Consider the following 13,346-nt stretch of genomic DNA (forward strand, 5'->3'; position numbering starts at 1 on the left):
ATCGTTTGAGAGGATCGAGTCATGGCACGTCCTTCCCCTTACCCCCTTGAGCTGCGCAAGCGCGCGGTCCGCATGGTCGCCGAGGTGCGGCCGGAGTACGACACCGAGTGGTCCGCGATGAAGGCGGTCGCCGCCAAGCTGGGGATCGGGACGACCGAGACTTTGCGCAAGTGGGTCCGCCAGGACCAGATCGACAACGGGGCCCGGCCTGGCGTCACGACCGATGAGTCTGCCCAGGTCAAAGCGTTGAAGAAGGAAGTCGCCGAGCTCAAGCGGGCGAATGAGATCCTCAAGGCCGCTTCGGCTTTCTTCGCGGCCGAGCTCGACCGGCCACATCTGCGCTCGTGACCTTCGTCGACGAGAACCGGGACCGCTTCGGCGGCGTCGAGCCGATCTGCACCGTTCTCAACGAGCACGGTGTCGGTATCTCCCCCTCCACCTACTACGCAGCCAAGGCCCGGCCTCCGTCGCTTCGGGCGACCCGGGACGCGGAACTGAAGGCACTGATCCAGCAGGTGTTCGACGCCAACTACCGCGTCTACGGGGCCCGGAAGATCTGGCGCGAGCTGAACCGACAAGGTCATGCGGTGGCCCGGTGCACCGTCGAGCGCCTGATGCGCGAGCTCGGCCTCGCCGGCGCCGTCCGCGGCAAGAAGGTCATCACTACGGTCACCGACCCGGCCGCCGGCCGGGCCCCCGACCTGGTCGACCGGGACTTCGTCGCCCAGGCGCCGAACCGCTGCTGGGTCGCGGACTTCACCCACATCGCCACCTGGGCCGGGGTCGTCTACATCGCGTTCGTCGTGGACACCTTCTCCCGCCGCATCGTCGGCTGGTCGGCGGCCACGACCAAACACACCGAACTGGTCCTGGCCGCACTGGAGATGGGCCTATGGCAGCGCGATCGGGAAGGCAGTCCGCACCAACCCGGGCAGCTGATCCATCACAGCGACGCGGGCAGTCAGTACACCTCGTTCAAGCTGGCCACCCATCTCCAAGGCGAGGGCATAGCGGCGTCCATCGGATCAGTCGGCGACGCCTACGACAATGCCCTGATGGAGTCCACGATCGGTCTTTTCAAGACCGAGTTGATCAAGCCTCAGCGGCCCTGGAAGACGCTGTCCGAGGTCGAGTTGGCCACCGCCGAATGGATCGACTGGTACAACCACCGCCGACTTCACGGTGAGATCGGCCACGTCCCACCCGCCGAATACGAAGCCCACCACTACCTGACAGCCACAAAACACCAGGTCACAGTCACGCCATAGAGTCTCGATCAAACCCGGAACGGTTCAAACAGGCTTGAGCCGCTGGTGTTGTCCGATGCCGAGCGTCGGATGTTGCAAGGGTGGACCAGGGCCTCGTGTCAGTAGTGCTCGACGCCCGGCGCCCCGTTGTACTTCGAGCCGGAAAGGCCAAGCGTCGCCGCGTACGCCCTCTTGTGGTTGCCGTTCTCGTCGTGCGCCTCGAGCGCGTCTGTCACCGCTTGACGAAGCGCTTCGTCGTCCTTGTTCATGCCGATGCCGTAGGGCTCCTCGGTGAACGGCATTCCGACTACCTTCAGTTTGTCCGGGCGCTGGGCGGCGTAGCCCATGAGGATGGCGTCGTCCGTGGTGACGGCGTCGATCTTCTTGTCGAGCAGTTGCTGGACGCACTCCGTGTCCTTGGTCGTCTCCACCGTCGTGGTGTTGTACTCGGGCTTCTGGATCTCCCGGAGGGCGGTCGAGCCCTTGACCGCGCAGACCTTCTTGCCCTCCAGGGAGTACGGGCCCCCGATCGTGCTGTCGTTCTTGCGGACCAGGAGGTCGGCGCCTGCCCTGTAGTACGGGCCGGCGAAGCCCACCTTCTTCTTGCGTTCGTCGTTGATCGTGTACGTGCCGACGTACAGGTCGACCTGCCCGCTGGAGATGGCGGCCTCGCGGTTCTTCGTGTCGACCGTCCTGAACTCGATCTTGTCGGGCGAGAACCCGAGATCCGCCGCGACCATCTTGGCGATCTCGATGTCGAAGCCGGAGCGCCTGCCGTCCTTCTCCTCGAAGCCGAGGAACGGCTGGTCGTTATGGGCGCCGATGACGAGCTTGCCGACCCTACGGGCCTTGCGCAGGGTTGGGGAGTCGATCTTGACGTCCTCAGCGACCGTGTACTTGGGAAGAAACGGCCGATTCCCGTCGATCGAGCTGCTGGTGGGTTCGTCGTCTGCGTCGCCGGAGTCGCCACTGCAGGCGGTGGCGGGGAGGGCGACCGCGAGCGCAGCGATCGTCGCGAAGGCGGCGGACTTGGAGGGCTTCATAATGCAGCGTCCTTTATTTTCTCAACAGGTTGAGCAGCCTGCGCCCCGATGCCGATCCCGCCGAGCAGGGCCCGCGCCGCAGTCCTGTCGATCGGTGCCTGACAGTTAGGCCTGGTCAAGCTCCTTGCCAGCGGGCCATCGTGGAGATCGTCGCCGGCTACCAGGGACGGGGCGCCGAGCTGTATGGCTCAGCGCAGCATGTGTTCGCTTGGGGTTCGATCAGTTGCCGGGCGGCGGCTGTGCCATTTCGCCGGCCTTCTGCATGGGCGGCGTTGACGACATCCCGGAGGATGCCGTTCTGTCTGTGGACAGTCCCATATCCTGATAGTCGCCGAAGGTGGGATCCCCCGGTTCGTTGGACATGACGAATGTTCCCTTTCTTGTACGGGAGACGGTGCGGCCCACTGCAGGGCCCTGCAACCTCGCGGATCGGACGGCTGACTTCCAGCTGGCGCCAGAGCTCCGCCTATGAGGGCAGGGGGGTTTCCGCCGAACCCTGTCAGGCTGTCTGGCAGGTTCACGCGAGGAATCCTGCTTGGCATGCGGACGTGCTGTCAAAGGGGGATTCGCCGCGTGTAGCGGGGAGTTGGGGAGCGATCCAGCCCTCGCCGCACTGGGGCAGGGGAGTCTGGATCTCCTGCACTCCAGGTGCGGAAGGTGGCCAGCCCCCACTGCTGATCGACGACCAGTTCCAGGGCGTGATCAGCGAAGGTGGGCAGCAGCCGCCGTATCCGCGCTCTCAGTGCCCGCAGTGTCATGGGAAGGCATAGCGTTCCCAACAGCAGTCTCAGATGGTGGCAGCAGACGGGAGCCTGCGCTCTGGCGAGCACGTCGAATAGGAGGCGCTGGCTTGCGGTGCCCCTCGCATACGCAGGAGGGGGCTGAGTGGGCGGGCAGCGTCTCAGGTCGGCATGGATGCGCCAGGCCAGCTCAGCGGCCGGGGCTTGCCGATCGATGACATCGAACGCCCCGGCGGCGAATGCGACGACGGCATCAAGTCCCTCGTGCCGCAACACGGCAACGGGGGCGAGCAATGACGCGGCCCGGACGAGCCTGGCCATGCCGTCAACCTCTGTCGTGGGCAGATCGAGCAGCATCATCGCTGGTCTTCGTTCCAGCAGGGAGGCACAAGCCGACTCACTTCCCCACCGCACAGCTCCGCTGAGGGCGAGGCCGGCACGATCCAACCGCGGGGCCAGCGTCGAACCCGAGGGCTCATCCACCGACACCACGATCGGCTGCTTTTCCTGAACCGGAAGATCAGGATAAATCCGCCGTACTGACTGCTTTTGCATCGCTTGTTCCTTTGTCGTGCTGCTTTGGGCTCGTCGCCGCTGCGGAAAGGAGTGGCGTGTGTCCTGGCGGACCGAGAACAGTGAAGAGCAGGTTTCAAGCAGCTCCCGCAAGAGCCGGGAGGAGAGGGACCAGCGCGCGGCTGGGCAGGCCGGGCGCAGCGAGCAGGACATGGTGATCGCGCTGAGGATTCAGGGACGGACGAACTGCAGGGGTCACAGCCGGATGGTCGTCCCTGGCGGCCGCCAGGATCGGTCAGTGCGTCCGATCAGGAAATGTGGCACGAAGCAGCCTTGTGAGCGTGATCCGCGGCAGGTAGTGCACGGAGCGGTGGTCGGCTCTGCAGCACGCGACCACTGTGCCGACAGATAGCCCCTTGTTCTAGCGCATGTTTTCGAGCAATATTCATTGAGAAAAACGACTGTTCTCGAGGTTTTGATGTTTGATCTACACCGGCTCCGCCTTCTGCGGGAGCTCAAGCACCGCGGCACGCTTGCCGCGGTCGCCTCCGCTCTGTCGTACAGCCCTTCCACGATCTCCCAGCAGCTCGCGCTTTTGGAATCAGAAGCTGGGGTCCCTCTCCTAGAGCCCGTCGGCCGACGCGTGCGTCTGACTCCGCAGGCCGAGATCCTCGTCGCCCACACCGAAGCGCTGCTCGAGCGGCTCGAACAGGCAGAAGCCGACATCGCCACCTCCTTGACCGACCTCGTCGGCACCATGCGCATCGCCTCCTTCCAAACTGCTGCGCTGGCTCTCGTCCCGACGGCGCTGACGCTTCTCCGCAACGCCCATCCGCTCCTGCGCGTCCATGTCACCCAGATGGAGCGGGAAAGCGCTGTACCGGCTTTGCTCGCGCGCGATTTCGACCTGGTCATTGACGTGGAATACCCGGGGCATCCCAGCCCTCGTCCCGCTGAACTCGAGCAAGAGGATCTGTGCGAAGACTCCCTGCACCTGGCTCGACCGGGCAACGCCGACTCGAGTGCGCCTCAGGAGGCGCTGCGCGCGCTGGCTGACCACCCGTGGATCATGGAACCGGAGGGGACGGTCCCCCGCCGCTGGTCGATGACCCTGTGCCGTGATGCGGGATTTGAACCCGATGTGCGCTACGAGTCCACCGACCACTACCTTCACCTGCGGCTCGTTGAGCAGGGGCATGCCGTCGCGCTCCTCCCGGCCCTCGTGTGGCAGGGCTGTCCGCCAGCCGTGGCCTTGCAGCCGCTGCCGGCAGGCCAGCAGGCGCGCAGACTGTTCACCGCCGTGCGCCGCGGCAGCAGCCAGCACCCCGCCATCCAGGCCGTTCGACAAGCGCTCCGGCAAGCGGTCAGATAGACCTCCCGTGTGGCAGACGACAGCCCGCCATCCTCATAGGGGTCGCGAACGCGAGACGTGGCGGCCGGCCGGACCTCGCCGAAATACCGGCGCAGGACCGGCCAGCAGGGCTCGAAGTCGGCCGGGCAGCAGATACCGCACCCGTACCACGTCGGCGAAGCTGGACTTCGCCTCGGCCAGCGCGGCCTTGGCGGCGCGGCCGAAGTGGAGTTCCTCGGCGAGCACGACGAAGGTGTGCAGCTGCTGAAGGGGAAGTTCAGAGCGCTCCATACGCTTAGAGATCACCCCGAGCAATGCTCAAGGCCTGTGGATCGGGCTCGCGTTGGACGCAAAGTTCGGGTTGGCGAAGCCGGGCCAGCTTGGCCACGTGCTGGGCAAGATCACCACAGCGCTCCAGATCCGCGCTCATGCGCAGCGAGGTGACCACGAGGCGCAGATCCGTGGCGACCGGCTGCTGCCGCGCCAGCAGCGCGATCGCCCGGTGCTCCAGATCCCGCTGCAGAGCATCGACCGTGACATCGGCCGAGATCACACTCTCCGCAAGCTGCAGATCCGCATCCAGTAGAGCGCTGGTGGCCCGGCCCATGAACGAACCGGCCAGGTGTGCCATTTCCACCAGGCCGTCTCTGATCGACGCCAACTCCTCGTGATAAGCCGCCCGCATAAGTCCTCACCGTCCAGTCCCCCCCTCAGCCAGTCTCCACCGGATGCCAGACGGGCACACTTCGCGCAGCTTCACGGCTTTTTCGCCCCGACTGCTGCCCAAGTGACATCAAATCTCTCAGCGATGTTGATCTAGTGCACGCTCCCAGAACGCCTCCTGAAGAAACAGACACAGCCACCATTGGCGGACTGCCTAGGGCTCGAGGTAGCTGTCGTCGATCCGGTATTTGATGCCTCGGGTCTGGCTGGCGGGTGCTTGGGGGTCGACCGTGAAAAGGGCGTCCGACTCGGTGCCCTCCCACAAGGCGGCCTGATCTTCTCGTACACGTACGGCCAGGGGCCGGCTCGAGTTCGCTGGCATCTCCTCGCTGGTGACCCAGTCCGCCTGCCCAGAAGCCGAACGCGGCTGCAGCGATGAATGTCCAGGTGTCTTCGTGGCACTCCAAGGTGAGGTAGGCGACGTCGGCGGCCGCTCTCCGGTGTACCCGCCGGGGGCGCGGACCTTGTCGTAGAACTCCTTCTTCAGGTCGGTATGCCGCTGGGTAAGTGCATTGCGGGACGCCCGCCTGATCGCGAGGGCGAGGGCGAGGGCGACGATCGTCAACGCGCCGTTGGAGCGCTCGGGCGTTCCGTCGAAGATGCGGTCCATCGCAGCTCGGATACGGTCGCGCTCGTCCGGGGCGGGGCGCATGACGTCGGCTCCTGGGGGGGGAAATGCGGTCACGTTCGGACGGTCAGCCTGGTCTCGAAGGCGCCCGGCGCGCTGGGTGAGCCGGTCGGCGAGCGGGCCGGGCACCGCCTCCGAGGCGGCCTGCTTCTCCAAGGCCTGGGCGTGCTGCAGGAGTTCGTCGGCGTGCCAGTCCGTCCGGGCGATGTTCGAGCACGACGGTCGGCAGCGGTCCAGGCTCGGGGCGTCGGCGATGTCCAGCCGGTGGCACAGGGCCCGGTCCCGGTTGTAGACGCACATCAGGAACGGCCGCGGGTTGTCGCAGATGGTCAGGGCCGGGTTGTCCAGGATCTCTCGGGCTTGTCGGTGCGTGCGGAGAGACCCGGCGAAGGTGGGAGCCTGGGCGGCGGCGTGGATCGCACGCCGGGCAGCCGGTCCCGAGACCCCCGTCCCGGCGGCGAGGTTGTCGTGGAGGTGAGCGACCGAACCCCGCCATGGCAAGCCACGGAGCACATCCGTCCCTGTGTAGCGTGGTGATGTCTGTGTCGCTGAGGCGTACGGCGTGGTCGTCGACTACGCCGGGGGAAGGACAGGGATGGCGAGGTTACTCGACTCGGCCGAGGTGGAGGTCAGTGTCTCCTACCGGACCTTCGGCATCGTGGATGAGTCCTGTCGGCAGGAGACGCACACCCCCGATGCGCTCGAGGGAAGCTGGGTGCAGGTGGCGCGGGGGATGGTGTATCTGCAGTGCCCGTCGGCCGTCATTCGGGCGCGGCTGCGGTTGGAGAGCTGGAGCACCACGCCGCCGCCCGACCAGGCGCAGTGGTCGGGCAGCGAGGAAGTCGAGATGGAGCTTCCCAGCGGCGTGCTGGAGGTCCACGAACTCACCGGCGGCCGGGAGGGGGCGGTGATCGTGCTGCCGTCGCCGGGCCGGTACCGGCTGCGTCTTCACTGGGCGTTGAATCCGGAAACAGGGCCCTTCTACTCGCCGTTCAAAGACGGCCCCGCCGTGGTGGAGACGCCCTCGGGGCACGAGCAGAAGCTGGCGGGCGTGGACGAGTTCTGCCTGGGGCAGTTGTGGCGCCTGTCCTCCACGCCCGGCTGATCACGTCTGCGGGGCGGGGGCCGGCCGTGCCACGGCCGGCCCCCGCGGTGTCATGTACTTGGTGGCGGTGGTGGTTCAGTCACCGATGCGGATGACGAAGGCGTCCCAGTCGAGGATGCGGTCGTTCTCGTACCAGGCGTCGAGTCGGCGGCCGGCCTCTTGATTCTCCGTCGGGTCGACGTAGCGGACGGAGTAGTCCTTCTCGTACTGGCCCCCCTCGAATTGGTAGCGAGCCGCGCCTTGGTAAGAGGACGCGAAGGGGTATTCGTCGCAGTCCAGCCCCTGACCGGGTCCGCCCGACACGTCGCCGCTGTTGCAGTACGACCTGACCACGCTGCGGTTGGCGTCGGAGCGGGCCCGCTGAGATGCTCCGGCGGCAGCGGCGATGCGGTGCAGCGGATCGAGGGGTTCCGCGCCGGGCAAGTTCTTGTCGTCCTTGGGCGGCAGGGTGCTGTCGAGGTTGGCCCGGGCGTCACCGATGTGGTCGGCGACGACCGCGACGCCGAGGTACGGCTCTCCGGGACCGGTGGGGTCACTGGTGTCACTGCGGTCGTAGCGCAGGGCTGGAGTGATGTCGCTGAAGACGGAACCCATGTCGCCGCGGTTGAGGTACCAGGCGCTGTCGAACCGCAGCTTGCCTTCTTCTCCCTCGGTGGGCTGGAGCTGATCGTAGCCCGGAATGGTGAACTCATAGCTGGGTCGGAAGTCCGCGTTCGCGATCTGGGGACCGGCCTCGGCGCTGGGCTGCCGGGGAGCCAGCGAGATCAGGTCGAACTTAACGTCGCCGTCGTTCCGCCAGCCTCGGGTCGAGTCCTTGCGGCCCTCGTAGACGCCGCTGTCGCAGGCATCCTCCGGCTCGCCCCCGCCACCCTCCCAGGTGCCCTCGCATTCGAGTGTGGCTTCCATGATGGCGCCGGCCTGGTTGAAGTGTCCGGTGGCCGCATAGACGTTCACGTTGAGGTCGAAATCGGCGTTGCGGGCGTAGCGGCTGCCTTCCCACCCGCCGATCTTGCCCTGCCCGATGATCGTGTTGCGGGAGATGAACCATCCCCTGACGTAGCATCCCGGAGGCCACAGGCCGCACTGGACCGCAGGTATGACGATCATGTGGCGCTGGCAGTAGGAGAACCGATTCTTGATCCACCCACCGTCATTGTCCGAGCTGTCGTTGGCGGCACACTCGTCGATGCCGGATATGTACTGGTAGGGATCGGCGGGCTTGCGACCGCGCGGAAAGCGCTGGCTCGGCACGGTGTAGCTGCGCCCCCACGGCTCCATCATTTCCGACTCGGGTTGCGCCGACGGGCCGTTGTTGGGCTTCAGCCCCAGCGCATCCAGGTCTCCGTCTTTGGCCAGAGCATCCTCGACCTTCTGCGGATTGGCCAGGAGAGCCGGGTCGGAGATGGTGTATGAGTCGCCCGGCTTGAGGGTGGTTGCCACCGCGTCGTCGGGTGGGCCGTCGCCGGCCGCCTGCGCCGGAGCGGTGACCAGCCCCAGCAGGACCGCCGATAACGCGGCCGCCACGGCTGCTCTCTTCGGGAAACGCATGATCCTCCTCTGTCGGCTCGGCGGGCTGCTGCCATCGTTGTTGGCGCCGGTGATGAGGGCGGGCTTGACCGCGGAGACGATGCGGAAGCTGACGGATGGGGCGTTGAGTGCGCCGAGGCCGTCCAGCAGGAAGATGGGGTTGAAGGCGATGGTGAGCGGGGCGCCGGTGTCGGTGTCGAAGGTGGCGTCGATCTGCTCGCGGGCCTGGGCGTCGTCGCTGCTGCCGGCAGTCAGCGAGAGGGCGTACTGGGTGAAGTGGAGCTGGATGGGGGTGCTGCGGTGCCCTTCTCATGACACGGCCCGACCGGGACGATCACCATGTCCGCCGAGGCCGTAAAGCGGTGGACAGCCCTCCGGTGCTGGGCGAGCATCTCCGCGATGAATGACGAACCTCTCCCCATCCCCAAACGCGTCCGCTTCGTCGAGCTCAGCGCAAAGGCGCTGCGGGCGCTTGCCGACGGTGACCTCGCTGGCGGCAGCGCCGAGACCGGGGTCGCCCTTGACGAATTCTTCGTCTGCGACCGGGCCCGCTGGATCTTCGGCTATCGCGCTGACCAGCTCGCCGAGGACCCGTCTGCCGCGCCCTGGATCACGCGGGCCGCGGTGTCCGAGCCGGACGGGGCCGTGGTCGGCGACGCCGGGTTCCACGGGCCGCCGGACGAGGCCGGCATGGTCGAGGTCGGCTACACCGTCGTGCCCGGGTACCGCCGCCAGGGCTATGCCCGCGCCATGCTGACGGCGCTGCTCGTCAGGGCCGCCGCCGAACCCGGTGTCAGGACCGTGCGGGCCAGTATCAGATCCGACAACAACGAATCCCTGGGCACCATCGCGGGCTTCGGTTTCACGCGCGTCGGCGAGCAGGGGAACGAGCGCGACGGGCTCGAGATCGTCTTCGAGGTCCCGGCAGACGCGATTCAGGCCGAGTAGCTTTACGGCCTCGGCGGACATGGTGACCGTCCCGGTCGGGCCGTGACATGAGAAGGGCCGCACGGGTTGGGTGAGTTGTGAAGCTGACCTGGGCCCGTGCGGCCTGTTCCCATCCTGCCCCGTCCGGTGTCTCAAGCGCACATTTCGGCGAGTTGTCCGCCGAGCTCGCCAGTGCGTGGGAGGCCGCCCGGCAGTCCGCGCTCCGCGAGACCCGGGGCGGGGAGCGTCGGCGGGCGGCGGGTGCCGGCCGAAAGCCCAAGCTGGCCTTCCTCGATCGGCTGCTGGTCACCCTGGTCCATCTGCGCCGTCATTTGCCGCACGTGGTGCTCTCCGAGCTCTTCGAGGTGGATCGCTCCACCGTTTCCGCGGCCACCGCCAGGTCCGCCCGCTGCTGGCGGCCCGTGGTTTCGCCGTGCCCGACCGGCCCGGCCTGCGGCTGAAGGGGTCTGCCAACCCAGGCTCTTGGGGTCGATTGTTGATCCAATGCTCGATGGCGCGGAGGTCCTCAGCGGTGTGGAGGACAGGTTCGTGCGCTTGGGCAGGTACTGACGGATCAGGCCGTTGGTGTTTTCGTTCGTGCCCCGCTGCCAGGGGCTGCCGGGGCGGGCGAAGAAGCCGCCGTCGAAGTGAGGCGCGAGTTCGTGATGCCGGGCCATCTCGGAGCCTTGGTCCCAGGTGAGGCTCCGGCGAGCCTGAACTGGGAGCTTGCCGAGGTTGGCGATCAGGGCGTCACCTATGGTGCCGGCCGAGTGCCCGTCGGGCAGGGGGACCAGGCGGAGATAGCGGGTGCGGCGGTCGACGAGGGTAGCGACGGCGGACTGGCTGCGGACGCCGACGATGAGGTCGCCTTCCCAATCGCCGATGTGTTCTCTCAGCTCGATGACAGGTGGCCGGTGGTCGATGAGGACGGCGGGTGCGACGAATCTGGGCATGCGTTGCTCAGGGTGGCGGCGCTTCTTGCGCAGCGGGCGTCCGGTGCGGAGTTTCCGGGTCAAGGTCCTGCTCAAGCCGCCCTTGGCACCTTGGTAGAGGGCCCTGTAGATGCTCTCGTGGCACAGATGTCGCTCGGGGCGATCGGGCCAGCGGCCGCGCAGATGGGCGGCGATCTGTTCCGGGCTCCACTCCAGATCAAGCTTGGCCTGCACCTCGACCCTCAGCTCAGGATCCGCGGCCAGCTTGGCACGACGGGGGCGCCCGGCTCGTTCGCGGCAGCGGTGATGGGCCAGGTCGGCGTCATAGATCCCGTAGTCATGCGGGAGGCTGTTGCGCCGCAGTTCGCGGCTCACCGTAGACGGTGCCCTACCGAGCCGGCTGGCTATCTCCCGGACCGTCAGGCCGCGTTCGCGCAGCGAGGCGATCCTCCTGCGCTCCAACAGCGACAGATACCGGCCCGACCGGGACTTCTCCGGAAGGTAATCCGGCTGCAGACCTCCGTTCTCCGCCCGCCACCGATAGCCAGTCTTCCGCCCGATCCCGAGCTGCTTGCACGCATCCACGGTAGCCCCCGCTATGTTTTCCGCGGTCCTGCAAGAGGGCCGCTGGCCTCCGGGCCCGGCATGACTGTGTCCCCCTGTCGAACGGATGACCTGGGGGGTGGTGTCACCGGGCCCGGGAGGTGCCGTCGGAGACGCTGATCAGAGGTCCGGCCACCGCCCGGTCCGGCGCAATGCCGGACAGCTCGCGGGCGGCAGGTCTGCATAACGTGGATGCGCGCGTACGACACCGATGCCGAGGCCGGCACGTTCAACTCCCCTGAAGGGGCGCAATGTTCAATACCGAAGACGTGGGCGTGTTCCTCGGCCTGGACGTCGGCAAGAGTGCTCATCACGGCCACGGGCTCACCCCGGCCGGGAAGAAGGTCTTCGACAAGCCACTGCCCAACAGCGAGCCGAAACTGCGGGCCGTCTTCGACAAGCTGGCCGCAAAGTTCGCCACCGTGCTGGTGATCGTGGACCAGCCCGCCTCCATCGGTGCTCTGCCGCTGGCCGTGGCCCGGGACACAGGCTGCAAGGTCGCCTACCTGCCCGGCCTGGCGATGCGAAGGATCGCCGACCTCTACCCAGGCGAGGCGAAGACCGACGCGAAGGACGCCGCGGTGATCGCGGACGCCGCCCGCACCATGCCCCACACCCTGCGCTCCCTGGAGCTCACAGACGAGATCACCGCCGAGCTGACCGTCCTCACCGGCTTCGACCAGGACCTTGCGGCCGAGGCCACCCGCACCTCCAACCGGATACGCGGCCTGCTCACCCAGTTCCACCCCTCGCTGGAACGCGTCGTCGGCCCGCGTCTGGACCACCAGGCCGTCACCTGGCTCCTGGAACGCTACGGATCTCCGGCCGCGCTGCGAAAGGCCGGACGCCGCAGGCTCGTTGAGCTGATCCGGCCCAAGGCCCCACGCATGGCCGCCCGGCTGATCGACGACGTCTTTACCGCGCTGGACGAGCAGACCGTCGTGGTCCCGGGGACCGGCACCCTCGACATCGTCGTGCCCTCCCTGGCCCGCTCGCTCGCGGCCGTCCAGGAACAGCGCCGGGCCCTGGAAGCCCAGATCAACACCCTGCTGCAGGCCCACCCTCTTTCCCCGGTCCTGACGTCGATGCCCGGCGTCGGCGTCAGGACCGCCGCCGTCCTGCTGACCACCGTCGGCGACGGCACCAGCTTCCCCACCGCCGCCCACCTCGCCTCCTACGCCGGGCTCGCCCCCACCACGAAGTCCTCGGGAACCTCGATCCACGGCGAACACGCACCCAGAGGCGGAAACCGGCAGCTCAAACGCGCCATGTTCCTCTCCGCCTTCGCCTGCATGAACGCCGATGCGGCCTCCCGCACCTACTACGACAAACAACGCGCCCGAGGAAAAACCCATACCCAGGCCCTCCTCCGCCTCGCCCGCCAACGCATCAGCGTCCTGTTCGCCATGCTCCGCGACGGCACGTTCTACGAGCCCCGCACCCCCGAAACCGCCCCCGCCTGAACCCTTCGACCTTGACGAAGGACATAGAGGCCCCCCCCGGGCCGCCAGAAGACGCCAATACTCGGCCTCGAGCTCCAGCCTTCGCTTACGTCCCCGCCTCGCCATCAGCACGCCCCTCACGATCAAGGAATGTTGCGACAAGCGTTAGAACCCAAGCGCCGTCAGAGGGTCGTTTGGCCGTCGTCGAGAAAACCAGGAAGTGATCAGCAAGTCGCGTGACACACCGATCCGCAGGTCTTGGCTATTCCTCTCTCACGTCAGCGGGGTGTTCATGATGATCAGAAGCAAGTCGTCCTTTCTCCCTTTCTCGTATGTCTCAGAGGCCAGGAGAGTCGTCAACCAATGGGCCAGACTTCGGAGGTCACAAACGAAATTTGGACTTTGAGTGCTTGTTACGCGGGGTCTGCGTGTTCTCGTAGCGGTGCCGGTCTGCGGTGCGTGACCATACGGACGCCGACACAGGCTCGATCATCGGCGTCGTGCGTGAGGATAGGTATCTCGTCGGCCGCTGGCTCCGTCTTGACTGCCGCGGGTCTGGTCAGGC

Annotated in this window: 10 protein-coding genes and 5 pseudogenes; 6 read left to right on the plus strand and 9 right to left on the minus strand. The window is 66.9% G+C overall.

Annotated features, from left to right (window positions below; all coding sequences use genetic code 11):
* Positions 1 to 21 precede the first annotated feature (21 nt).
* A protein-coding gene (locus QFZ67_RS00675) for an IS3 family transposase (RefSeq protein WP_307659156.1) occupies positions 22 to 1,268 on the plus strand; the annotation gives its coding sequence in 2 pieces (ribosomal slippage) (positions 22 to 304 and positions 304 to 1,268; 1,248 coding nt in all).
* Between the two features lie 98 nt (positions 1,269 to 1,366).
* Here QFZ67_RS00675 and QFZ67_RS00680 read toward each other — a convergent pair.
* The 3 genes and pseudogenes from QFZ67_RS00680 to QFZ67_RS00690 form a co-directional block, all read right to left on the minus strand.
* The gene (locus QFZ67_RS00680) at positions 1,367 to 2,290 is read right to left on the minus strand and encodes a glutamate ABC transporter substrate-binding protein (protein WP_307659157.1); all 924 of its coding nucleotides are present in this window, start codon (positions 2,288 to 2,290) and stop codon (positions 1,367 to 1,369) included.
* A gap of 324 nt (positions 2,291 to 2,614) precedes the next feature.
* Positions 2,615 to 2,756, minus strand: a pseudogene (locus QFZ67_RS00685) (GntR family transcriptional regulator); the annotation flags it as partial.
* An 88-nt stretch (positions 2,757 to 2,844) separates the two neighbouring features.
* On the minus strand, positions 2,845 to 3,696 hold the full coding sequence (locus QFZ67_RS00690; RefSeq protein ID WP_307659158.1) for a hypothetical protein: 852 nt from the start codon (positions 3,694 to 3,696) through the stop codon (positions 2,845 to 2,847).
* A gap of 325 nt (positions 3,697 to 4,021) precedes the next feature.
* On the opposite strand from QFZ67_RS00690, the gene QFZ67_RS00695 reads away from it, so the two are divergent.
* Positions 4,022 to 4,915, plus strand: coding sequence for a LysR family transcriptional regulator (locus tag QFZ67_RS00695; protein ID WP_307665693.1), 894 nt, complete (start codon positions 4,022 to 4,024; stop codon positions 4,913 to 4,915).
* Positions 4,916 to 4,962: 47 nt separating this feature from the next.
* Here the strand turns inward: QFZ67_RS00695 and QFZ67_RS00700 are convergent.
* The 3 genes and pseudogenes from QFZ67_RS00700 to QFZ67_RS00710 form a co-directional block, all read right to left on the minus strand.
* Positions 4,963 to 5,185 (minus strand): annotated as a pseudogene (locus QFZ67_RS00700) (hypothetical protein); the annotation flags it as partial.
* 46 nt (positions 5,186 to 5,231) lie between these two features.
* Positions 5,232 to 5,579 (minus strand): annotated as a pseudogene (locus tag QFZ67_RS00705) (phosphate uptake regulator PhoU); the annotation flags it as partial.
* Positions 5,580 to 5,771: 192 nt separating this feature from the next.
* Positions 5,772 to 6,746 (minus strand): hypothetical protein, encoded by a 975-nt coding sequence (locus QFZ67_RS00710; protein WP_307659159.1) that lies wholly within the window; start codon positions 6,744 to 6,746, stop codon positions 5,772 to 5,774.
* Positions 6,747 to 6,807: 61 nt separating this feature from the next.
* On the opposite strand from QFZ67_RS00710, the gene QFZ67_RS00715 reads away from it, so the two are divergent.
* Positions 6,808 to 7,350, plus strand: coding sequence for a hypothetical protein (locus QFZ67_RS00715; protein WP_307659160.1), 543 nt, complete (start codon positions 6,808 to 6,810; stop codon positions 7,348 to 7,350).
* A 75-nt stretch (positions 7,351 to 7,425) separates the two neighbouring features.
* Here the strand turns inward: QFZ67_RS00715 and QFZ67_RS00720 are convergent, their stop codons facing one another.
* Positions 7,426 to 8,898 (minus strand): NucA/NucB deoxyribonuclease domain-containing protein, encoded by a 1,473-nt coding sequence (locus QFZ67_RS00720; protein ID WP_307659161.1) that lies wholly within the window; start codon positions 8,896 to 8,898, stop codon positions 7,426 to 7,428.
* A gap of 42 nt (positions 8,899 to 8,940) precedes the next feature.
* Positions 8,941 to 9,165: pseudogene (locus tag QFZ67_RS38910) on the minus strand (DNA polymerase III subunit beta); the annotation flags it as partial.
* Between the two features lie 111 nt (positions 9,166 to 9,276).
* Here QFZ67_RS38910 and QFZ67_RS00725 point away from each other — a divergent pair.
* A complete protein-coding gene (locus tag QFZ67_RS00725; protein ID WP_307659162.1) occupies positions 9,277 to 9,825 on the plus strand; it encodes a GNAT family N-acetyltransferase in 549 nt (182 codons plus the stop codon).
* 77 nt (positions 9,826 to 9,902) lie between these two features.
* Positions 9,903 to 10,265 carry a transposase family protein gene (locus tag QFZ67_RS00730; RefSeq protein ID WP_307665694.1) on the plus strand — a complete coding sequence of 121 codons (363 nt, stop codon included), beginning with the start codon at positions 9,903 to 9,905 and terminating at the stop codon, positions 10,263 to 10,265.
* A gap of 87 nt (positions 10,266 to 10,352) precedes the next feature.
* Here the strand turns inward: QFZ67_RS00730 and QFZ67_RS00735 are convergent.
* A pseudogene (locus QFZ67_RS00735) lies at positions 10,353 to 11,321 on the minus strand (IS30 family transposase); the annotation flags it as partial.
* Between the two features lie 269 nt (positions 11,322 to 11,590).
* Between QFZ67_RS00735 and QFZ67_RS00740 the strand changes: the two are divergent.
* Complete coding sequence (locus QFZ67_RS00740) at positions 11,591 to 12,802, plus strand: IS110 family transposase (protein ID WP_307659163.1); 1,212 nt, start codon at positions 11,591 to 11,593, stop codon at positions 12,800 to 12,802.
* Positions 12,803 to 13,346 lie beyond the last annotated feature (544 nt).

It is taken from the genome of Streptomyces sp. V1I1 (assembly GCF_030817355.1).
Classification (GTDB): Bacteria; Actinomycetota; Actinomycetes; order Streptomycetales; family Streptomycetaceae; genus Streptomyces.

Coding starts and splice junctions, on each gene's coding strand:
- QFZ67_RS00680 (WP_307659157.1), bottom strand. CDS start 2,290: ATGAAGCCCTCCAAGTCCGCCGCCTTCGCGACGATCGCTGCGCTCGCG.
- QFZ67_RS00695 (WP_307665693.1), top strand. CDS start 4,022: ATGTTTGATCTACACCGGCTCCGCCTTCTGCGGGAGCTCAAGCACCGC.
- QFZ67_RS00720 (WP_307659161.1), bottom strand. CDS start 8,898: ATGCGTTTCCCGAAGAGAGCAGCCGTGGCGGCCGCGTTATCGGCGGTC.
- QFZ67_RS00725 (WP_307659162.1), top strand. CDS start 9,277: ATGAATGACGAACCTCTCCCCATCCCCAAACGCGTCCGCTTCGTCGAG.
- QFZ67_RS00740 (WP_307659163.1), top strand. CDS start 11,591: ATGTTCAATACCGAAGACGTGGGCGTGTTCCTCGGCCTGGACGTCGGC.